At 67.2% G+C, this 20452-nt stretch carries 20 protein-coding genes; 9 read left to right on the forward strand and 11 right to left on the reverse strand.

Features of this window, described 5'->3' with window-relative positions:
* Positions 1-5: 5 nt before the first annotated feature.
* The 4 genes from QSV35_RS04605 to QSV35_RS04620 all read left to right on the forward strand — a co-directional run bounded on the left by QSV35_RS04605 (position 6) and on the right by QSV35_RS04620 (position 4355).
* Positions 6-203 (forward strand): hypothetical protein, encoded by a 198-nt coding sequence (locus tag QSV35_RS04605; protein WP_286287171.1) that lies wholly within the window; start codon positions 6-8, stop codon positions 201-203.
* Positions 204-206: 3 nt separating this feature from the next.
* Positions 207-623, forward strand: coding sequence for a hypothetical protein (locus QSV35_RS04610; RefSeq protein WP_286287172.1), 417 nt, complete (start codon positions 207-209; stop codon positions 621-623).
* A 111-nt stretch (positions 624-734) separates the two neighbouring features.
* Complete coding sequence (gene mobF / locus QSV35_RS04615; RefSeq protein WP_286287173.1) at positions 735-3890, forward strand: MobF family relaxase; 3156 nt, start codon at positions 735-737, stop codon at positions 3888-3890.
* Positions 3891-4079: 189 nt separating this feature from the next.
* Positions 4080-4355: a transposase gene (locus tag QSV35_RS04620; protein WP_419956812.1), complete on the forward strand. Its 276-nt coding sequence runs from the start codon at positions 4080-4082 to the stop codon at positions 4353-4355.
* Positions 4356-4361: 6 nt separating this feature from the next.
* Here QSV35_RS04620 and QSV35_RS04625 read toward each other — a convergent pair whose 3' ends face one another.
* Positions 4362-5105, reverse strand: coding sequence for a DUF4189 domain-containing protein (locus QSV35_RS04625; protein WP_286287174.1), 744 nt, complete (start codon positions 5103-5105; stop codon positions 4362-4364).
* A gap of 468 nt (positions 5106-5573) precedes the next feature.
* Between QSV35_RS04625 and QSV35_RS04630 the strand changes: the two genes are divergently transcribed.
* Both QSV35_RS04630 and QSV35_RS04635 read left to right on the forward strand, forming a co-directional pair.
* Positions 5574-6623 (forward strand): Vgb family protein, encoded by a 1050-nt coding sequence (locus QSV35_RS04630; RefSeq protein ID WP_419956813.1) that lies wholly within the window; start codon positions 5574-5576, stop codon positions 6621-6623.
* A gap of 12 nt (positions 6624-6635) precedes the next feature.
* On the forward strand, positions 6636-8702 hold the full coding sequence (locus QSV35_RS04635; RefSeq protein ID WP_286287176.1) for a S53 family peptidase: 2067 nt from the start codon (positions 6636-6638) through the stop codon (positions 8700-8702).
* A 380-nt stretch (positions 8703-9082) separates the two neighbouring features.
* On the opposite strand, the gene QSV35_RS04640 is transcribed toward QSV35_RS04635, so the two are convergent.
* Positions 9083-9415 (reverse strand): hypothetical protein, encoded by a 333-nt coding sequence (locus QSV35_RS04640; RefSeq protein ID WP_286287177.1) that lies wholly within the window; start codon positions 9413-9415, stop codon positions 9083-9085.
* Positions 9416-9484: 69 nt separating this feature from the next.
* On the opposite strand from QSV35_RS04640, the gene QSV35_RS04645 reads away from it, so the two are divergent.
* The 3 genes from QSV35_RS04645 (at position 9485) to QSV35_RS04655 (ending at position 11128) form a co-directional block, all read left to right on the forward strand.
* Positions 9485-9748 (forward strand): hypothetical protein, encoded by a 264-nt coding sequence (locus QSV35_RS04645; protein WP_286287178.1) that lies wholly within the window; start codon positions 9485-9487, stop codon positions 9746-9748.
* Positions 9749-10198: 450 nt separating this feature from the next.
* Positions 10199-10657 (forward strand): hypothetical protein, encoded by a 459-nt coding sequence (locus QSV35_RS04650; protein WP_286287179.1) that lies wholly within the window; start codon positions 10199-10201, stop codon positions 10655-10657.
* Positions 10658-10669: 12 nt separating this feature from the next.
* Entirely contained in the window at positions 10670-11128 is a 459-nt protein-coding gene (locus QSV35_RS04655) for a hypothetical protein (RefSeq protein WP_286287180.1), read from the forward strand.
* 100 nt (positions 11129-11228) lie between these two features.
* Here QSV35_RS04655 and QSV35_RS04660 read toward each other — a convergent pair whose 3' ends face one another.
* From QSV35_RS04660 to QSV35_RS04700, 9 genes are read right to left on the reverse strand one after another with little or no spacing between them, the layout of a single operon-like run.
* On the reverse strand, positions 11229-11675 hold the full coding sequence (locus QSV35_RS04660) for a single-stranded DNA-binding protein (protein WP_286287181.1): 447 nt from the start codon (positions 11673-11675) through the stop codon (positions 11229-11231).
* A gap of 35 nt (positions 11676-11710) precedes the next feature.
* Positions 11711-12187, reverse strand: a complete 477-nt coding sequence (locus QSV35_RS04665) for a hypothetical protein (protein ID WP_286287182.1) — start codon at positions 12185-12187, stop codon at positions 11711-11713.
* Complete coding sequence (locus tag QSV35_RS04670; RefSeq protein WP_286287183.1) at positions 12184-12576, reverse strand: hypothetical protein; 393 nt, start codon at positions 12574-12576, stop codon at positions 12184-12186. The genes QSV35_RS04665 and QSV35_RS04670 overlap by 4 nt, the downstream gene beginning before the upstream one ends.
* Positions 12573-14399: a type IV secretory system conjugative DNA transfer family protein gene (locus QSV35_RS04675; RefSeq protein ID WP_286287184.1), complete on the reverse strand. Its 1827-nt coding sequence runs from the start codon at positions 14397-14399 to the stop codon at positions 12573-12575. Before QSV35_RS04675 ends, QSV35_RS04670 begins: the two co-directional genes overlap by 4 nt.
* A 9-nt stretch (positions 14400-14408) precedes the next feature.
* Positions 14409-15647 carry a MinD/ParA family ATP-binding protein gene (locus QSV35_RS04680; protein ID WP_286287185.1) on the reverse strand — a complete coding sequence of 413 codons (1239 nt, stop codon included), beginning with the start codon at positions 15645-15647 and terminating at the stop codon, positions 14409-14411.
* The gene (locus tag QSV35_RS04685) at positions 15644-17242 is read right to left on the reverse strand and encodes a P-loop NTPase family protein (RefSeq protein ID WP_286287186.1); all 1599 of its coding nucleotides are present in this window, start codon (positions 17240-17242) and stop codon (positions 15644-15646) included. The genes QSV35_RS04680 and QSV35_RS04685 overlap by 4 nt, the downstream gene beginning before the upstream one ends.
* Positions 17242-18732 (reverse strand): SCO6880 family protein, encoded by a 1491-nt coding sequence (locus QSV35_RS04690; RefSeq protein ID WP_286287188.1) that lies wholly within the window; start codon positions 18730-18732, stop codon positions 17242-17244. The genes QSV35_RS04685 and QSV35_RS04690 overlap by 1 nt, the downstream gene beginning before the upstream one ends.
* Positions 18732-20180 carry an LTA synthase family protein gene (locus tag QSV35_RS04695; RefSeq protein WP_286287190.1) on the reverse strand — a complete coding sequence of 483 codons (1449 nt, stop codon included), beginning with the start codon at positions 20178-20180 and terminating at the stop codon, positions 18732-18734. Before QSV35_RS04695 ends, QSV35_RS04690 begins: the two co-directional genes overlap by 1 nt.
* On the reverse strand, positions 20180-20449 hold the full coding sequence (locus QSV35_RS04700) for a hypothetical protein (protein ID WP_286287192.1): 270 nt from the start codon (positions 20447-20449) through the stop codon (positions 20180-20182). The genes QSV35_RS04695 and QSV35_RS04700 overlap by 1 nt, the downstream gene beginning before the upstream one ends.
* Positions 20450-20452: the final 3 nt, after the last annotated feature.

The following is a 20452-nucleotide window of genomic DNA, read 5'->3' on the forward strand; positions in this document are numbered from 1 at the left end:
CGGTCATGCCTCAGGGGCTCACCATTACGCAGGACATCGTGGAGGTGCGCGTCGACAACTTCATGCGGGGGTCGATCAAGGATGCAGTTGCGCAAGAGCTATCAAGTAGACCGCTCCATCGCATCGTTGCGCCGTCCATCGCCGCGGGCGGAGACGAGTTCAATGGCGTCATCCGTGCCGTTGCTGTCATCGAGTACATGTAGATCATGAGCAAGCGCGCAGATAGCGATGAGCACTACGTTCTCGACCTCTGTGACGAGGTGGTCGGGATCCGTGGAGAGCGGCAAGCGACCTTTCCGTGGCTCGTCGGAGACACGTCGCCGACGACTGGCCGGGCACGGAAGCTGCCTGTTGATGGATACTGGCCGTCGCTGAAGTTCGTTGTTGAGTTCCAGGAAAAGCAACACACCCAGGTTGTCCCGCTGTTCGACCGTCGCGCGACCGTTTCTGGTGTCCCGCGCGGTCAACAGCGCCGGCTGTATGACCAACGGAAGGCAGCGATCCTGCCGCAACAGGGCATCCGACTGATCGTCATCCACAAGTCAGAGTTCACGACAAGGGCTGACAAGATCGTCCGCGATCATGAGCGTGACATCGCCATCGTCCGCGACCACCTGACGTGACCTACCTGACCCACGCGGCGGACCCGGGAAACCGAGGACCGAGTGCGATGCACGCAGGCACTTTCTGTGTAAGCACTCGCTAGTTAGACACTGACGGCGTACTCTGGGGCCATGCGCGGGGGCCTCGAGCGGTGGAAGCGGGGTGTCGAGTCGCAGGGGGTTCGGCAGGCGATGGCCTACGCCTTCAAGGGAAGCTGCGACTCCCACCTCCGCACCGTCACGGGCGTCGAGGCGCTCGCGGCGTACAGCGACGCGGACGTGGCAAAGGTCGCACGCTTCGCGGTCGAGGCCGGCGTCATCACGACAGACGGCCTCAACGCCGAGCAGCTCCGCCGCTGGGTGGACGGACGTGACCCTCTCACCGATGAGATCCGCGGCCGCGAACTCTCCTCGCCGACGGCGGACCTCATCCTGGACGGCACGATCAACGCGCCCAAGTCGTACAGCATCGCGGCGCTCATCAACCCGGACCTGGCGTGCGAGTTCGAGGCTCTCCAAGACCGGCTGCGCGAGCGGATCATCACGACCTGGCAGCGCGAGCTGAACGCGCGGCGCGGCGCCGGCGGCCGCATCCGCGAATCACTCCACAAGATCGAAGTCGTCGAGCTGCAGCACCGGCGCTCGCGCGCGCTCGACCCGCACATCCACCGGCACCTCTGGCTGAACGTGAAGGTGCAGGGCGAAGACGGCAAATGGTCAAACGTCGACTCCCGCGTTGCGATGAAGCTGCACACGCTGATCAACGCGGAGGGCGAACTCGCCGCGCGCGCCGATTCCCGGTGGATCCGCGCGCTCGCGGAACACGGGTACACGCTCAACGAGGATGGCGAGATCGCCGAACTTGCGGGCGCGGTGCGGCCGCTCTCGCGCCGGTCGAATCAGATCGAGGCGAATCGCGCGAGGCTGCTCATCGGGTGGCGGGCGGAGCATCCCGGGCAGGAGCCGGATCACGACATCCTGCAGCAGATCGACCGGCTCGCGTGGGCGCAGAACCGGCCGAACAAGCCCGGGCTCGTCGACGAGTCGGAGTGGGAGCAGCTCATCCGCCACGAGCTCGCGGCGCTCGACCCGGCGATTGCGAGGGATCGCCGGGGGGTGAGCGCGGCTGGGATGCGGATCGAGGACCTCGACCGGGATCTCCTCGCGGCCAAGGCGATTGTGGATGCGGATGCCCGGTCGACTGCGTGTGGCGGGCGGTTCAGCCTGTTCGACGTGCGCGCGGGCGCGACGCGTGCGGTCGCCGCATCCGGAGTTGTCGCCGATCGAGACGATCTGCAGGAAGTCATCGACGACGTCGTCGGCCGTGCCCACGCGCACGCGATCGATCTGCTCGACGGCGAGGACGACCGTCCCGCACACATCAAGGGCTTCATGGCTGCGTCGACGGCGGCGCTCAAGGTCGGCCTTGCCGCGGCATTCGATAGGCTCAACCACGCGGGCGTATCGGTCGACGGTCCCGAGGTCGAGAAGCTCGGTGCGGACCTTCTGGCGGACGCGGCAACGCTCGATCAGGGTCAGGTGGATGCCGCCGCCGCCATCGCCGGCACGCACCGGCTGGTGTCGGTCACGGGACCGGCGGGAGCCGGCAAGACGACGATGCTCCGGGTGGTGCGGGTCGCCCTCGCGCGCCAGGGGCGACGCCTCGTCGTGGTGGCCCCGACGAAGAAGGCCGCATCCGTCGCCGGCCGGGAGATCGGGGCGACCGCATCCAGCCTGCACGCACTCCTCGCCGATCACGGATGGAGATGGGGTCGCGACGAGGCCGGCGCCGAAGTCTGGACACGCCTCGCCGTCGGCGAACTCGATCCCGTCACGGGATACGCGTTCAGCGGCCCGCGGCGGTTCGAGCTGCGATCCGCCGACCGGGTCGTGGTCGACGAGGCGGGGATGGTCGACCTCCACACGGCGAACGCCCTCGCGGCCATCGCGGAGGAGACCGGCGCCGGCATCGCGATGGTCGGCGACCACCTGCAGGCGATGCCCGTCGGGCACGCCGGCGCGATGGCGTGCATGACCCGCCGCGCGACCGCGGTCGTTGAGCTCACCGCGGTGCACCGCTTCCGTGACCCCGAGTACGCCGCGCTGACGCTGTGCATGCGGGAACCGGCATCCAAAGATCACGCTCTCGCCGTCGCGGCCGAACTCGATGAGCGCGGGCAGATCCACCGTGTGACGGATGCCGGGCAAGCGCGCGACGTCATGGTCGAGGCGTACTTCCGGTGGGTGAACGAGCGCAAGCGCATCGCGCTCGTCACCAGCACGAACGAGGAGGCGGATGCGATCAACGAGGCGATCCAGCAGCGTCGGGTCGAGCTTGGCCAGCTACTTCAGGCGCGACTCGCAGTCGGGCAGGACGAGCAGCGCCTCCTCGAGGGCGACGTCGTGCAGACCCGGCTGAACGACAGGAACGCGGACGTCGAGAATCGCGCGTTGTGGACGATCCGCCGCATCCTCCCCGATGCGCTCGAGCTCGCGAGCATCAGCGACAGCGGGGACCTGCGCCAGGTGAGCCTCGACTACGCGGCGAGCCACGTGCACCTCGCGTACGCGTCGACGGTGCACGGCATCCAGGGCGAGACGACGGATGCCTCGATCGTCGGGCCGGGCGTGGATGCCTCGGGCCTCTACGTCGGCATGACCCGCGGCCGCGCGCACAACGAGGCCATCGCGATCGCGTGGACCGCGGCCGCGGCGAGGGAACAGGTCGCGGACAGCATGATGCGCGGGACGCCCGAGGTGTCGATTGAGGATTCGGTGCGCGCGGCCCGGGTCGAGCTGGGGCGGGCGGCGCGGGATGCCGAGGTGCCACCATGGAACGATCGCGTGAGGCGGCCGTTCGGTACGGTCGACGACATCGAGCGGGTTGTGCGGTCGCGTGGTGCGCGGGTGCGGGAGCTTCGCGACCGTCTTGAGGTGATGCAGGAATGGATGAGGCGGAATGATGTCGCGTCGGCAGGTGCGGCGGCCATGGGTCGAGCGGAGGAGGCATGTGCCCATGGTCGCGACGTTGCCCGGGTTAGCGTGGTGGATGCCACTCCTACCGCTCATGCGCTCGGTGAAAAGACTGAGACGGTCGGGCACGCGTTCCGTCAGATGGGCGCCGAGTACTCAAGGGCGGTGCGGACTGCGGACGCAGCGATCGTGGAGCGCGCTTTGCGGTCCGCCATGTCCCATACCGGCAGGAAGATCGAAGACCGAGCGCGGGCATGCGTACATACGGTGGCTCCGCGTGCCGAGACGGGGCCCGGCCCCTCGAACGGCATTTGACTCGCACGACACCCCGAGCGATGTATCGCAACCACACGAGGGTATGGTCGGCTGCGAGGGCCCAGGCTCCTTCCGAAATCGCTATCCCCCGCGCGGCCCCGCCCGATGATCGACGAGACGACGGGAGTTCGCCCACAAGTCGAATAGGGCGGAGGCTGCAGTCCCAGCCAGCAGGTTGACCGTGCGGGGGTGACGACGGAGGAGGTCGCGGCGCACTTCGACGACGTCTATGGAGCGTCCCTGTCGAAGGACGCGATCTCGAAAATCACCGAAAAGGGTGATCGAGGAGATGGCAGACCGTCAGAACCGGCCGCTGGACCCGGGGACCACCTGGTCGTGTTCATCGACGCGATCGTGGTGAAGATCCGCGACGGGCAGGTCCGCAACAAGCCGTTCCACGTCGCTGTCGGCGTCACACGGCCGGAGCAAGCGACATCCTCGGGATCTGGGCCGGCTCCTGCATAGAGATGCTCAAGCGGTCTTTCGGACCCCTGCTCGCGTGTGAATAACGAGAACGACTCGAGCACTCGAGCGATGCCCGTCGATGGATTGCAGCGCCTCAGCCTCCGACTGAGACTCAATCTCGTTGCACCCGAAACTGAACCTGCCCATGTCTTGGGCCAACGCGAGGAAGGTGCTGTGCCCGCTGACCGCCATCGCGTCGTCCGTCCCGGCACGCTGCTGGAGCTGGCGGATCGCTTCATCCTCAGCCAGGAGCGCTGACGGCTTCTGGATGGCGTAGCTGTAGGCGCGAGCCCGAATGGAGAGCGAGATGGCACCCCAGGCGGTCATCTCCAACTGCCGCTCGAACGCTGTCGATCTTGGCGTGGGATCGGCTTCGCGTGACGACAGCGGCGGTTCCACTCGTTCCTGTACACCGTGGAGTGGATGGATCAGGAGGACGATGTGCGGGTTGGTACCGCCGAACCTCGCACACGCGGCGACCGCTCGTCGTCGCGCATACCGCGGGTTTGAGTTACCGTCGGCGCCCCAGGCACCGTTCTCACCGACCGCCAGCGCGATGACGAGATTCTGAGCATGGATCACGATCCGAGCTCCAGGCCCGCATCCATCGAGTGCCACCAGGTCGGCCTGGGCGGAGCTCTCACATCGCCAGGACCCCGCCCATTGACGTGTCGACGAGGAGTATGCGATTGCGGCAAACGAATGCTTGTACTTCCAGATCGCCGCGTAACCGTCAAGGCCACCGGACATATCGGACCTCCCCACAGACGGAAGCAGCGTGCCCCCCCAGTCGCCGCCGACATAGCCGAACAAGATTCGTCATATTGAGCTGAGATCGCCCCGACAGGCCGCCCATCTCTATGACACGCCCATCTCTGTGATCAGTGCTACCGCATCGATTGACAAAGTGGTAGATGAACATGGTCCGAGCACCAAGAGCGTCAACACGATCAGGCGTACCCGCGCGCGGAGTTTCCTTCCGAGTTGAGGCGCGATCGTCTTTGATGAGTCAACGCGCACCCCCCTCGCCGCGAACCTTGCCTGGTGCTACGATTCTTGCGTTCAAACCGAGCGCAGTTCGAGTGCCACTGGGGAGTACTTTCCACCTCTGAGGAGGAAGCCTCAGGTGATCGCGGGCGGTGAGTGCCCGGCTGGTTAGCCACAGCGAGCCGATGTGCCTGGGGAACGCCGTGGGTGAGCGGTGTGGGGGGTTCCCTCATGGACGGAACGCGTTGTCGGCACACGGTCGGCCTGTTGGCGGCGCTGGGAGCGCTTGTCGCGGTTCTCACCGCATGCTCGGGGCCGGCCCCCCACCTCGCATCTCCCTCGCCGACCCCACCGACGCCCAGACCGACGCCCGGGGAGATCGTCGAGTATCCGGTGCCGAACGGCACGGGCGCCTTGACAGTCGGCCCGGACGGGGCGCTCTGGTTCCTGGACACCCAGTCCGGTCAGATCGGGCGGATGACCACGACGGGGCATGTCGCGGAGTACCGCCTGAACACTGCCGGCACGCTCTCGGACCTGACCGCGGGACCAGATGGGGCGCTGTGGTTCACCGAGCAGGACAGCTCCATGATCGGGCGGATGACGACGGGTGGGCAGGTCACTCAGTTCGCGTTGCCCGCCTCCGGAGACACGCCCGTCGGCATCACGAAAGGCCCCGACGGGGCCCTCTGGTTCACCGAGGGCACGGCGACGATCGGCGCTTATCGGATCGGACGGATGACCACCTCGGGCCAGGTCACCGCTGAGTTCCCCCTCCCTAACGCGCTCAGCGGAACACTCTCGGGGATCAGCGATATCGTCACCGGGCCAGACGGAGCCCTCTGGTTTCTCGGGACCACCGGGGTCGGACGCGTCGACGTCAGCGGGAAGGTAGGCGAATACATCCTGCCCACTGACCTGGCAGAACCGCGCGGACTGGCCGTCGGCCCCGACGGGGCGCTCTGGTTCGCCGAGGCCGGCGCGAACAAGGTGGGACGGATAACGACGAGCGGCCAGATCACCGAGTATCCCCTCCCGAATGCCTTGCTGTCCGGGCAAGGGCAAAGCGGTGTCGGCGGCATCGTGACCGGTCCCGATGGAGCCCTCTGGTTCACCGCAGACGCGACCAACCAGATCGGGAGAATCACGACGACCGGTCAATTCTCCGCATTCCCCGTCACGACCAGCCAAAGTGGACTCGGTCCGATCGTCAAAGGCAGCGACGGCGCACTCTGGTTCAGCGAGAACACCGCTCACCAGATCGCCCGCATCACACCTTGACCGTCTACTGCCATGCACGCCCACTCACATCGCGGCCTATGGATCGGCATCGGGGTCATTGCCCTGTTGCTCGTCGCCGCAGCCGTGCTCGCTGGCCCGTGGATCCAACAGTTGCCCGGAACCGCCTCCGCGCGAAGCACGTCGTTGACGGCGACACGGCTCGAACCGGTCAGAGGATCACAGTCCGAGGTTCTGCAGGTGCTCCTCCGGTCAGCCTCGGATCAGGATGCCGTCAGCACGTACCTCCGGCAGGAAGGGTTCCGCATCCTCCACGCCGGCCTGCGCGGGCGGATGCTGGTCGTCCAGGCGGACGCCGCCACGATCGCCACCGCGCTCAGAGCGCACCTCTACCACTGGCAAGCGAAAGGCGCCGACGGGACTTACGTTGCCGCCGACGCCACACCCCACCTGTCGGACGACATCGCCGCACGCGTCACCGCGATCTACGGGTTGAACCGCTCCGTGCATGGAGCGCCAACCTTGCCGTGGGATCCCCAGCCATTCCCGTTGTCGGCCGAGCAGATCCAGACTGCATACCACGTGACACCTCTGCTGAGCGAACATGTCGACGGTCGTGGCATCAGAGTGGCCATCTATGCCCTGGGCGGTTTCGACAGGAAGTACGTGGATAACTTCGCCGGCAAGGACACGCCTGGATACCCTCTCGATCTACACGTCTACGCCACCGACGATCACGGTGACCAGCGCGCGCCATATCCGTCGACGAACCCGTGCCAGATATGTATCAACGAGGTGCTGCAGGACATTGATGCCGTGCATACCATGGCTCCCGGCGCGACCATCGATGTATATGAGTTCTCGCCTGAGAGTGACTTTTCCTCGTTTGCCGGGAATCTGCTCGAATTCATGGATCGCGTGGCCGCGAACAACGACTTGGTGGCATCCATCAGTGATACCGCGTGCGATCAGCCCCGCAGCGGGCCGGGCAATCCCGGATTCTCGGTGCAGGAACTGGACGGCTTGGACAGCGTCTTCCAATCCGACGGCCTGAACGTTTCAATCTTCGCCGGAAGTGGCGACTGGGGTGCGTGGTGCCCGCTCGTAACGTCCAGCGAATCGCCGACCAAGTCGGACTTGTTGTCGGGGACATCTTTTCCAGCCTCTGACCCGAATGTGACCGGGGTGGGCGGCACAACTTTGATACTTGATGTTCTCGATGATCACATCAATCAGGAGCTCGCCTGGGACTCGGACTTCAATCCCCTCGGCCCTCTCGCCCCACTGCCTATTGGAGCTGCTGCTTCTGGTGGTGGCGCATCCGGGTACTTCCCGCGACCATGCTGGCAGACCGGTCCCGGCGTCCCGGTCGGCCCGGCGCGAATGGTTCCTGACGTTTCCGCCGACGCGGCCATTCAGACGGGGCTCAAGATTGAGAACACCGGCCTGGGATGGGTTGACGTCGGCACTGGCACAAGCCTCTCCGCACCTCTATGGGCCGGGGTCGCTGCGCTGTTCGACCAATATGCGCGAGCCCACCACGACCAACTTCTGGGTAACGCCAATCCGTTGCTCTACCGGCTCGCGACCACCGCGAAGAATCGCCCTCTGTTCGATGTCACCGGCGGTGACGGCAGGACCAGCGACCTCGCCACACCGCTGCCCCAGCCCGGATGGGACGCCTCGACCGGCCTCGGCTCCATGAACGCCTGGACCTTCGTCCACGACGGCGCTTCCCCGACCTACACGCCGCCATGCCAGACGCCCACCCCGGTCGCACCGCTTCTGGGGATGCCCTGGGATCCATCTCTCCATCAGCAGGGGTTCGGCACCGTCCGCCCCGAGGTGGTCAACAACGGCGGCGACCCAACAGGATACTTCACGATCAGCTGGGACACTTGGGGCAGTGGGACTGCCATCGGGCACGGGACCGCGCTCTGGGTCCCTGCTGGGACCCCGGTGGCGGCGGGGACGACCGAGCCTGCACTCTTCGAGGCATTCGACCTCGGCACCTGCCAGGGGAAGAGCGTGTATCTGCACCTCGCGGTCTGGTTCCCGCAACACGGACAGAATTTCGACCCCAACGACGACGAAGCGTCGTACACGCTGTGCCCGCCCTGATCAGGGCGGCACCGGAGAGCCGGTCCAACAGGTCGTGAACGAGCGCGACGGCACCAATCCGGCCGCGGACGCCTCGCCACGAAGGTCGCGTGACGAGCGCCAAAGAGCACTCGGTGATCGCCCGTATGGTGATGTACGTGGCCTCGCCGCTCGCCGCTCGCCGCTCGCCGCTCGCCGCTCGCTTCCGCGACGACGGGCGACGCGGTGCGTGTCGACGGCGGCTACGTCGACGCCATCCTGCCCTGACGCGCCGCGGGCGAACCTTCATGCGTACGACAAGTTGTCGCTCCCTACGGATACCTTGCCGTCATCGCGAGCCGGGTCCAGCACGTTTCGCCCACTACTCGCCAGTCGCCGGGACCAGACGCAACGCCGCAGCGTTACCTGTCCGGCCGCGGCCGCGGCACCTTGTCCTCGGAGACGGCGTTGGTCCACACCCACGTGGAGTACTCCTTGCCGCGCGCGGTGAACACGATCTCGACAGCGCGGGACGCCCACCGTCGCGCGTAGGCGGGGATGTTCATCCGATAGTCGTAGAACCTCACCCACGCTCGGACCGGCTTCGGATCCGGGTCGGTGGTCACGGGCTCCTTCTCGAGGTCGAGCTCGCGTTCCTTGAGGGTCTGCAACCCGCCCTTGGCGAGGTACCCCGCGAGGGTGCGCTCCTCGCCGAGCCTGTCGTAGTCGGCCTCGTAGCGTCTGTTCGTCCCCACCGCATCGGCCCTTCATCCTGACGAATCGATGATAGCGCGATACGAACAAATCTTCTAGAATCAAGCGTCATGGACGGTATGATTATCGAAACGGCTCTGACGCTCTGGATGGTCAACGACGTCCCCGCGCGCATGGTCTACGCGGGCCGCCGCTGGCGCGTCACAGACACCCCGACGCGGCTGCGAGAGAGCATCTGGGCGGTCCCGCTCGACGAGCCTCATGCGCCTCTGTACGGATGGCGATTCCAGGCGACGGATGACGCGGGCGAGACGTTCGTCTTCGATGTCTACCGTGGCGGGGACGACTGGCACGTTCATCGCTTGTACGCGTAGCCGCGGGGCCGGTGGCTTTTGGGGCGCAGTCGACCGACACGTCGGCGAACTTCGGCGACGCACCGAGGTTGTTCCCCCACGACATCGCGGGTCCCATGCGTCGGGCCGGCCTCGTTGTCGACGTGGCTGCCGAACCGGACATCACCGGTGACGTGCCGAGACTGCTGGTTGAACACCACCACGCGGTGGAACACTGTGCCCGCCTCCTCCCATGTGTTCGTCGTCTCGCTGAGACGGGCGGTCGTTGACGGCGACCGTGAACGCATGCGAGGAGGGATCTCGTGATGTACCCCGCCTTGACCGCCCAGCCGACTCCGTGCCCACGCGCGTGAGCCGCGTGCGGCTGCCTTCCCGATCCCGGGTCTACGTAACTTCGCGCGGGCCTTGACGCGGTCGCGTACAGAGCTCTACTCTATCTAATAGATAGGAATAGATAGCGAAGGAGTAACTGTGTCGATGGTTGAGGTGCGAGTGCACGTTCCGGTGGAACGCGAGACTGAGTTCTACCGATGGTTCGCGGACTGGCGCGACGGCAAGGTCAGCGGCATTGACGAGGCTGACGACCGCCCCATGGAGGTGGCGCTCGAGCCCGCGATCGCATGGTGGAAGTCGCTGACAACAAAGGAAGCCGCGATCTGGAGTCTGTGGATCAGCGCGGCGCCCTCGATGGTCACCGCCGACGCGATTGTCGATGCACTCAAGTTGGGTGGGCCGCGGGAGATTCCAGGCGCCCTTGCGTGGTCAGGTCGAAAGGGTCGGCGTGTCGGGTTCGACGTCAACTGGCAGTTCAGGACTGAGCCCACGACGGGAAAGCCCATCTATGGGCTCGAAGATGTTGAATATGCAGCGGTCCTGGCTCAGGCGCGCGATGCTGCAGATCTTTCGGCGCCTCGAGTGACAGCGCGCTAAGGAGGGCGACACATGCACACGTGGGACATGCTCGTTGAGACCCCGGTCTGCGAAGCGGATATCGATGACCGGAATCACCATCCCGGTCACGATAGCCAGAATCAGTGCAGCTACTGCGGTATCGGAGAGAATCGCCCCTGGTACGACATCCATGACGTGACGCTGATTCGCCATTGGACAACGAGCAGTCAGGATGTTCCGGGCGGCGGCCACTGGACGTGGTACTGCCCCGAGCACCTTGACAAGCGAAACGGCAATTGGTGGAGGTCAAGCCATCTCGCGCCGGAGCGCCTCAAGCCGGAGGTAAGGCACTTCTGCGGGCAGAGAGTTGAGTTCGGTGAGAACTGCGGCGGTGTCGCGATCGAGCCGTTCGACGGTCTCTGGATGTGCGAACGGCACGCGGCGGCTGAGCGAGTCAATCGCCGAATTCGAGATCTGCTGGGCACCAATGACCCTCTCGACGAGGGCTGATGTCACCACTACACCAAGTAGGGATAGCGGGGCGAGAGTATCGTGACTCTCGCCCCGCTCTCCTGTTGTGACTCTCGCCCCGCTCTCCTGTTGCGATAGGTCAGCGGGCAACCCCGGCGCCGGTGTACGAGACCGGCGTAGCCACCGGCCCCGAGGCGTCAGCCGCGGGGCTCGTGGCTTTTGGGGCGCGGTCGACCGACACATCGGCGAACTTCAGCGACGCGCCGACGTTGTCTGCGACGACGTCGCGGGTCTCGCGCGTCTGGCCGGACTCCTTGTCGACGTAGGTGCCGAAACGCAGGTCGCCGGCAACGATCACCGAGTCGCCCTTGCGGAGCGAGTCGGCGACGTGCCGCGACTGCTGGTTGAACACCACCACGCGGTGGAACACCGTGCCGGCGTCCTCCCACGTGTTCGTCGTCTCGTTGAGACGGCGGTCGTTGACGGCGACCGTGAACCGGGCATACTCGCTGCCCGACTCGCTCGCGCCGTGCTCGGGGTCACCGGTGAGGTTGCCCTCGATCGTGACCGGGATCTTCGTCGTCATCCTTCTTCCCTTCACTCGAGAGGCACCGCGGTGCCTCAGCGAGCGTGGGCCTGACTGGCCCACGCGGCCCATTCCGCCTCATCGGTCGCGCCCGCCCATGACCGTGGGCGTGTCGCGCTGTGTCCGCTCGCGCAGCCGGCGCCGGCCCGGCTGAGCCGCGGAGTGGCGAGCGCGAGTCGCTCGTGCCATCCGATCGCCCCGAAGCCGCTATCACTCGCGTCGAAGGAGGCGAGATGCGCGACGTGAAGAGCCGAGAGTTCCTCTACGAGGGCGCCGTGCTTCCACCAGCAGTTCGGCACGACGCTCACGGGGATGCTGTAGCGGACTGTGAACCACTCGACCCAGGCCCGCAGCTCCACCCACTCGCGCGGAGCGTCGGCGTCGGGCATCCTTCGCCAGTTCACCGCGTGGGCACCGAGCGGGTCCGACGCGCCGCCACGGGATTCGGCGTGAAAGCCTGCCATCTCCGCCGCGACCTGCGCGTCGGTGTCGAAGTTGTCACGCTCCTTCATAGCGACTCCTCGAAAGTGGTCAGCTTGACCCGCAGCCTCTCCAGCGCGAGTGACGACGCGTCCCGTCGGGAGCGATGCCTGGCTAGGACGGCGTCACGGTCGATCAGCCGGTGCAGCAACTCATGGCAGTACGGATGCAGCGGCACGAGGTCTGCGTGGCGTTCGAAGGCGCGCCACGTTCCGTCCGCCCGGATGACCCCGCGGTAGTCGAGGTGGTGCAGCTCGAGCTGGTCCTTGGATGCGGCGCGCCCGCAGGCCGCGCATGCGAGCGGGCGGCCCAGTCGCTGCTGCTTCCGGAACCACCGGTCACGGCGCGCGAACCAGGCGGGGGAGCGGAGGAATTCAGATCTGTAGGAGTTCCGGAGTCCGGATCTTCGGCGGTTCGTCACTCGCTCGTCACCGCCCCAGCATCCAGATCGTCATCGACCACCGGACCGGGAGCCGGCCGGTATGCGTCGTCGAACACCGCGCGCTGCTCCGTCTCGGTCTCGCGCTTGCCCGTCTTGATGGCGCGGGCGTCGCGGCGCTCGTCCCAACCGGAGAGGTCGAGGAGCACGCCGCGGCGGGTCCGGTAGGCGAGCAGGCCGATGGTCTGCGGCATCCGTCTGATCTCGTCGACCGACATGAGCGGAAGGCGTTCGTGCTGCTCGCTGGTCGAATGGCCGGCCTCACGCGTCGACCACGACCGCTGCGTGCGGCGCGCCTGGCGACTGCCGAGCAGTGCCTCGACGTCGCGCAGGTGGTTGACGTGGGACGCGCCGCCCAGCAGCACCTTCGCGGTTGCCGCACCCCAGATCGTGTCGGCCTCGGCGCGCGACCAAGAGGTCTCGGCCTGCGAGAGCGCCTGCAGCACGACGAACGTGCAGATGCCGCGGCCGCCACCGTCGGCCATCACCTGAGGGAGGCTACCCCAGCGGAACATGTTGGCGATCTCGTCGAGGATGAGGCCCAGCGGGTGTGTGAGACGCGAGCCCGGGGTGGCGAGGGCGCGGATGCGGGCGACCTCGACGACGTCGTCGAGCATCGCGCCGAGGAACCCACCCATCGCCGAGGCGCCGGACGCCGACCCGACGAGATAGAGCGTGTTCGCTGCATCCAGGAATTCGCGCGGGTCGAAGATGCGGTCTCCTCGCTGTGGCATCAGGGCCTCGCGGATCTTCGGTACCGCGAGAGGCGCGACCGCGCCCTGGACGCCGAACCAGATCGACGAGACGAGCTTGTCGTCGCCGGCGAGGGTCGCTTCGAGGTTGTCGCCCCAGCCGTGTGCGCCGTCGGCACGGAGCACCTCGACAGCCTTGCGGGCGACGATCGGGCTCGTGCCCCAGTCGTACAGGTCGGCGATGGTCAGGTTGCCGACGGCCGCGGCGTGGAGGAGTCGGCCGAGGACGACGCCGGAGGCCTGCGCCCATTCGCCGTTCGTTGCGGAGGCTCCGAGCGCAGTGCCGGTGATGATTGCTGATCCGCGCTGCATCGCGACGAGCGGGTCCTCACATCCCTCGATCGGCGAGACGCGCAACGGATGCCGCACACCGGACAGCCCCTGCGGGTCGAAGACGTGGACGTCGCCGCGGTGCTCCCGCATCCGCATTGTCGCCGTGAGATTGTCGTTCGTGGTCGACGTGGTGATGAGCGGGCCGGACCAGTCGAGGATCGCGGAGATCAAGACGCGGTAGCCCTTGCCCGACCGGGGCGGACCCTCGAGCGCCACGGAGTCCTCGATGGACACGAAGACATCCATCCCGCGCGAGCGACCGACTCGCCATCCGACGTCCGTGGCTTTGGGATGTGGCACGTCCGGGCGAAGTTGACGCGCGCGGCGCAGCACGGCCTTCGCGGAAATATGGGCGCGGATCTCGGAGGCCTCGGCGAAGCCCGTACGCGAGCGCAGATCGGAGACGAACGCGGCGTCGGACTGCAGGTAGCGACGGTAGGCGACGAGACCCCAGATGGCGAAGGCGATGACCGCGAGCACGGCGGCGAGGTCGACGATCCGGATGGCAACGACCGGAAGCGCGCATCCGGCCGGCGCGCGGTAGACGGCAGCATTGCCGGAGAGCCCGAGCCAGAGACCGGAGAACATGCTGCTCGCTCTCGGCCGTGCGTCACAGGCGACCTGGGTAACCGTGTCCGTGAGGAGCGAGAAGACGAGGCTCAGCATCACGGCGCTCGCGGCGATGACGGCCATCGCCTTGCCCAGCATTCCGTCGCGCATGGCGTGCTCCTACAGTCCCCGCGCGATCGCCGCGACGACTCGGATCCACGCGTCCCGGGTCGGCGCACGGAGGTCGTCGAGGCGCAGCGGCCCGGACTTCAGTGCTGGATCGAACGGGATCCGCTCGACGGCCCGGACCTGGCCGGCGAAGCCGTCGATGATCCGATGGGCCGCCGCCATCCCTCTCGTCTCAGCCTCGGTGACCACGACCACCGCGTTGTCGGCGAGCGAGCGTGACCGGTCGTCACGCTGCCGGAGCGCATCGAGGAGCAGAGCGGCCGATTCTGCGGACTCGGGAGCGGTGACGGTGGGGATGACGAGCTGCGATGACGAGTCGATCATCCGGAGCCAGCGGTCGGCGGACTCGTCGTTGCCAGAGTCGAACACGACGATCCGGTAGTACCGGGTTGCGACCTGCATGAGCAGGTCGAAGTCGGCGGTCGTGATGCGCTGGTCGGTGGCGAGCAGTTCCGGGTTAGAGCGGAGCACGTCGTATCGATCCGTCGGCTGGTGGTGCACGAACCGCGCGATATCGGAGATGGATGCCGTCGGCGACAGCAGGTCCTCGGCCGCCGGGAGCAGGTCGCGGATCGTCGAGTCGTAGAGCCCCGGCTCGGTACGCCAGCCGAGAGTGCCGCGGGTGTCGTTGTTGTCCCAGGCGAGCACATTGCCGCCGCCGTGCCGGGCGAACACGGCGGAGATCATCGCCGTCGTCATCGTCTTGCCGACGCCGCCCTTGCCGTTGACGACCGCGACGGTGCGGCATCCGGCCCACTGCTGCGAGACGGCTCGCTCGTTCTCAGCGCGCTCGAGTTCGGCGCGCGATTGACGGCCGAGGCCGAGGCGCGCGAGGAATCCGACGCGTGGCTGCGCCTCGGCGTTCGGAGTGATGAAGGAGGCACGAGGGTGCGGCTCCGGAACAGCCGGCGAGCCCGGCCGTTCCGGAGCCTTCTCGTTCACCTCCTCTCGGTCTGGCGTTGGGGTCGCGTGCTCAGCCGCGGTGGCGGGCTTCGCGAGGCTGCCATCAGCGGCGACGAGTATGCGGTGGTCCCCGAGATCTCCGCTCGTGACGAGTTCGACGGGGATGCCGGCGCGTGCCGCTTCTTCGGCGGCGCGCTGCACGATGACTTGGCGGATGTCCTGCTCGGCGGTGGCAGTGAGGGGTTCGCTGCGACCGTCGGGGGTGGTGAATTCGGCGATCGGGCCGGCGACGGCGGCGTGGGCGTGGAGTTGGGTGTCGAGGCTCATCGTGAGCCCTCCTTCCCGGTGGCGGCGAGCCAGCCGTCGAGGCTAGTGTCAGGGTGCTCGGGCCAGAACGCGTCGAGGTCGTCGGGGCGGATGCTGACCGGCATCCCATCGACGTGATCGTCCTGCCGGACCGCGTCATCCGTCTTGAAGAGCTCGTACTCCCACTCGGTCGAGGTGGCGAAGCAGTCGACGACGTACGAGTGCTGGCCGACGTAGGCGAGGAAGACGCCGATCCGGAGCCGTCGCGCATCCTCTGCGTGGGTCGCGGGGAGGTTGAGTCGCTCGCGGAGACTTGCGGTCTCCTGGTGGTTGACGCGGAAGATGAACTTGTTCTCGATGTCGCCGACGATCGAGTAGGCGAGGTTGCGCTCCTTCGAGTCGGTGTCGCCGACCGCGTCGAGGTCGCCGAGCTTGTGCAGGATGACGACGTTGCTGATCCCGTAGTGGCGCGAGAGCTTCAGCCACTGCTGGAACATCTGCAGCGCGGCGAGGCTCGTCATGTCACGCCATCCCTCTTCACGGATCAGGTAGCGGGTGCGGTGCGCGGACCGGTCCGACACGACGGCCTGGATCCACGCCGTCGTGCACACCTGGGTGAGCTGGGCGACGAGCTCGCTGCGCGCGAAGAGTTCGGAGGTGTCGACGACGACGATCGGTGCCTCCGCATCGAAGGCAACGGTGGACTCGTCCTCGAACAGTCCGGAGAGGTCGCCCTCGACGAACCGGCGAAGGACGAACCGGGGCTGGACAGCGCCGTCAGAGAGTCGGAAGTCGGTGCCGGCATCGTCGACGATCCGGCCGAGCTGCTCGTACACACCGCGGAGGGTCGGGTGGTCGCCGGTTGCGGCGATGCAGCGTTCGAGGGCTTCGTGGATGGCGGCGTGTTCGACGGCGGTGAGGTGCCCGCTGCCGAGTGCCATCTCGATGAGCGTGACCAGGGTGGTGATGCGGCGTTGCCGCACCATCTGGGCATCCTGCTCATCGTCGGCATCCGAGCGCCGCGGCCCGCGATCGAGCGGGTTCAGGCGCGCTGCGCTGCCCCCGCCGATGCGGATGACGACTCCGCCGTCGATGGCCTCGGCGACGGCGACCCACTCGCCCTTGGGATCGGAGGGGACGACCGCTTGATGCCCAAACGCGATCGAGCGGGCGACGAGGGTCTTGATCGTGCCACTCTTCCCGGCCCGGTACGCGCCGAGCACGAGCAGGTTCGTGGACAGGGTGGCGCGGCCGGCGTCGGCGACGTACGCCTCCCACGGCGAAAAGTGCCACAGCGCATCGGCATTGAGGTCGACCCCGAGGATCGGTCCCCGGTGCCCGAGCCCGGCGTCTGCGACGAAGGGGTAGATGCCGGCGAGCTGCTGCGACGTGGCCTGGTGCGCCGGGATGGAGGGGCGGGCGAGGTTCCAGTAGCCACCCTTGACCAGCCCCGGGCCGAAGATGCCGCGGACGGCGGGCTCCGGCAGCATCCGGTCGCGACGTGCCGCCTTCTTCGGCCCGGCCTCGCGGGTCACCCGCGCGGCCTGCCGTTCGTGGGCGTGCCGGTCGTGTCGGGAGAGGTCTCCGGGCTCGAACATTGCGGCGTAGCGGGCCATCACTTCATCCCCAGCCCGATCGGGAGTGCGTTGACCATGAGTGCTTCGGCCTGCTGACAGTACAGGATCTGCGGTTCCATCCCGGCACGGGCGAGCGCATTCCGCATCCCGGCGATCGCCTGATCGAGCTTCTCCTCATCGGGAGCCGTGACGGTCAGATATGCGCCGTACCGGAACTCGCCGTGCCCGGCGACGATCTCCTCCTCCTGCCGCTCGAGGGCCTCCCAGTCGGCGGCGTCCGCCGCGGAGCCGTCGGCGCCGCGCTTGGCGCGCAGCTTTTCGTTGCCGCGCCAGACCTTCTTGTCGTCCTCGATCCGCTTCATCGCCTTCTTCACCGACACGGGGGTCAGGACGATCGAGAGGATGTGGGTGATCGCCTCCCCGGTGGTCGGCATCCGGGCGAACACGACCGGCTCGACGAACCCGATTGCGGCATCCGATCGCGGCCACTCGTGGATCCACATCGTCGTGTGCACGCCGGAGTCGCTATACACGACGCCGTTCTTCCCGCGCGGCTCCTCGAGGTACATCGGACCGATCGCGAGCACGTCGACGCCCTGGGCGACGGTGTCTCGGTTCTGCACGTTCGCGGCGAACTCCGGGTCGAACGCGACTCGGGCAAGTGCAGCTATGTCGCGCGGGGAGAGCCACCCGCGCACGTTGATGCGGGCCGCGCGGAGCGCATCGGCGAGGTTTCGTGCCTCGAGCGCCGCCAGGGACTTGATCGCTGCCTCGCCGCCGCCGAGGGCCTTCAGCTGCGGGCCGAGCGCGATGAGGTCGAGCGTGAAGGTGAGGTAGTTGCGGTGAGACACCGCGAACGGCTCCGCGTGATCCATGACCTGCTCGTAGTTCCGGTTCACCGCGGAGTCGGTGTTCACGCGCCGACGGGTGGTCACGGAGTCGTAGTGCGCGCGGGCGGCGCGGATCGTCGTCGGGATGGTGCGCTCCTGCAGCACCGCGCGTTTGATCCCAGGCCGCTGGGTGAACGACGCGAGCACCGGTGACCACTGCTGCGCCAGGTCGAACCGCTCCGGAATGTCCTTCATGAGGAACCCCTCGACATCCACCTCCGCCGTCACCGACGCGGACCGGTCGCGCGGGTTGTAGACGCACGCGACGCCCTCGACGTCCCAGATCTGGACGGACGCGCGGATGCCGGGGAGGTTCAGCGTCCCGGCAATGTGAGGTCGCTCCGGTCGATACAGCTGCTTGGTCGCGCCGGTCGCGTGGCGGAACTGCTTCATGAGCCAGAGGCCGACCTGGTGCGGCGCCGAGTCGCCGTGCACTGTCACGAACGCGAACGCGCCGATGGGCAGGTAGATCGGCACGGCGTACAGCAGTCCGGGCGGGCCGAATCGGTTGACCGCGATCAGGATGATGATGGCGGCGATTGCGACGCAGGTCAGCTGCCATCCATCCATCCCCATCGCGATGCCCTGCCGCGACCGGCGGGGAAGCCGCACGGGGCGGGCGAGGTCCTGAGCGGTCATCACGCGGTCCTCTCAGTTCGCGGCGGTGGGGGAGTGCCGGTGGATGCCTTGGTCGCCGGGGTGTTCGTCGGCGGCGTGGGGCTCTTCGCAGTCGATGTCGGCGACGACGGCCGAGGCGGTCCCGACGTGGTCGACGGTCCAGACGGCGAGGAGGGGCCGCGCGGTGGACCACCCGATGAGGGGCCGCTCTTCCCAGCTGCCGCGGTCGCGCCAGACTTTCCCGCGGGGAGGGCGCCGATGCGGCTCGGGATGTGGCCGGCCGTTCTGGCTGCGCTCGTCGCGGTGCTTCGTGCACCCGATCCGATGCGCGAGCCGACCGAGTCGGCGGCGACGGCTCCGACGAAGCTGAACAGCCCGAAGACCGCGAAGGGTGCGAAGGCGACAAGGACGAGCCCGATCAGCAGCGGCCAGGACTGCGGGTCCCAGATCGTTTTGACGGTTGCGAGGCCATTGATGATGAGCGTGAGGAATCCGATGGTGAGCGGGCCCGTCAGCAGTAGCACTGCGACGGCGGAGAAGTAGCGGACAACCCACTGCGGGCCGACGCTCCGCACGGGGTACAGCATCCATGCGATCGGCCCGACGGCGAACAGCGCCGCGAGGACGATGTTGCGGAACGCGAAGACGAGCATGAGAAGCACCATCGCGATCATGAGCAGGCCGTGGATGACGAAGGCGAAGAAGTAGTTCGCCTGGCCGCCGGCCCACATGACCGACTGCAGGGTCGCGAAGAGCGCATCCTTCCCGTCTCGGTTCATGACGTACCAGGTGAGGTCGTCGATCGCGTTGAGCAGCTTGCCGGACAGCCACAGGGTGGCGGCCGTCGCCGGGAAGGCGATGAAGCTGCGCACGAATGCCGCGACGAGCTCGGCGCGGTCGCCAGAGACGATCGCCGCGGTGATCGCCCACACCATTGAGATGAACAGGACCGCGAGGATCGCCCATTGCCAGAACGACCACTCGTGCTCCGCCGCGTTCCACAGCAGGGAAGAGGTGTCGAACCGCATGTTCTGAGCGACGACCGACATCATGCTGGTCGCGGAGAGCGCCATCCCGCGGCCGGCGTTCTCGAACGTCAGGCAGACGACATCCGCGACCTGGCACCCGTACTGGACGAGCAGCGGCTTCCCGCCGCTCAGCTTGATCGCGCCGACATGGCCCTCGTACGTCGTGCAGAGCGTCGCCTTCGAGCCGGCGATGAACACGTCGATGAAGCACTGCTGAGCTTTCACGTCCGCCGTGTTCTGCGGGGTGCAACTGATCTGGTTACCGACTTGGTGGCAGTCGACGGGATACGCGGGCGAGGACCACGGCTGACCGGTGACGGATGCTGCGCCCGCAGGCGGCGGCTGCGAACTCGGACCGGCGGCCTGGGCGGGGGCGAGCGCGCTCATCGCCAATCCGATGCCGACGAGGCATCCGATCGTGAAGAGCCGTGCCGCGCGCATCAGAAGCCGAAGTTGAAGTTGATGAACCAGTTGAACAGGCCGCTCGCACCGCCCAGGACGGCCGCAGCGACGAAGATCCACGCGATGTTCTCGCCCGCCCAGGTCCGGACGCGGTCGGAGGCGAGGCCGCGGAACGCGAGCGATGTCCCGGCGAGGATCAGCATGATCAGGACGACGATCATGGCGCCCGCGAGGATGTAGGAGGCCACGACCTGGAAGCCGTGGAAGAACGGTGCGGAGAAGTCCGGTGAGATCGGTGGGACGTTCACCGC

Origin of the sequence: Microbacterium candidum (assembly GCF_030315975.1) — a bacterium.
GTDB lineage: Bacteria > Actinomycetota > Actinomycetes > Actinomycetales > Microbacteriaceae > Microbacterium > Microbacterium candidum.

Coding starts and splice junctions, on each gene's coding strand:
- QSV35_RS04680 (WP_286287185.1), bottom strand. CDS start 15,647: ATGAGCCTCGACACCCAACTCCACGCCCACGCCGCCGTCGCCGGCCCG.
- QSV35_RS04655 (WP_286287180.1), top strand. CDS start 10,670: ATGCACACGTGGGACATGCTCGTTGAGACCCCGGTCTGCGAAGCGGAT.
- QSV35_RS04665 (WP_286287182.1), bottom strand. CDS start 12,187: ATGAAGGAGCGTGACAACTTCGACACCGACGCGCAGGTCGCGGCGGAG.
- QSV35_RS04685 (WP_286287186.1), bottom strand. CDS start 17,242: ATGGCCCGCTACGCCGCAATGTTCGAGCCCGGAGACCTCTCCCGACAC.
- QSV35_RS04690 (WP_286287188.1), bottom strand. CDS start 18,732: ATGACCGCTCAGGACCTCGCCCGCCCCGTGCGGCTTCCCCGCCGGTCG.
- QSV35_RS04660 (WP_286287181.1), bottom strand. CDS start 11,675: ATGACGACGAAGATCCCGGTCACGATCGAGGGCAACCTCACCGGTGAC.
- QSV35_RS04675 (WP_286287184.1), bottom strand. CDS start 14,399: ATGCGCGACGGAATGCTGGGCAAGGCGATGGCCGTCATCGCCGCGAGC.
- QSV35_RS04610 (WP_286287172.1), top strand. CDS start 207: ATGAGCAAGCGCGCAGATAGCGATGAGCACTACGTTCTCGACCTCTGT.
- QSV35_RS04630 (WP_419956813.1), top strand. CDS start 5,574: ATGGACGGAACGCGTTGTCGGCACACGGTCGGCCTGTTGGCGGCGCTG.
- QSV35_RS04635 (WP_286287176.1), top strand. CDS start 6,636: ATGCACGCCCACTCACATCGCGGCCTATGGATCGGCATCGGGGTCATT.
- QSV35_RS04625 (WP_286287174.1), bottom strand. CDS start 5,105: ATGTCCGGTGGCCTTGACGGTTACGCGGCGATCTGGAAGTACAAGCAT.
- QSV35_RS04645 (WP_286287178.1), top strand. CDS start 9,485: ATGGACGGTATGATTATCGAAACGGCTCTGACGCTCTGGATGGTCAAC.
- QSV35_RS04695 (WP_286287190.1), bottom strand. CDS start 20,180: ATGCGCGCGGCACGGCTCTTCACGATCGGATGCCTCGTCGGCATCGGA.
- QSV35_RS04605 (WP_286287171.1), top strand. CDS start 6: ATGCCTCAGGGGCTCACCATTACGCAGGACATCGTGGAGGTGCGCGTC.
- mobF (WP_286287173.1), top strand. CDS start 735: ATGCGCGGGGGCCTCGAGCGGTGGAAGCGGGGTGTCGAGTCGCAGGGG.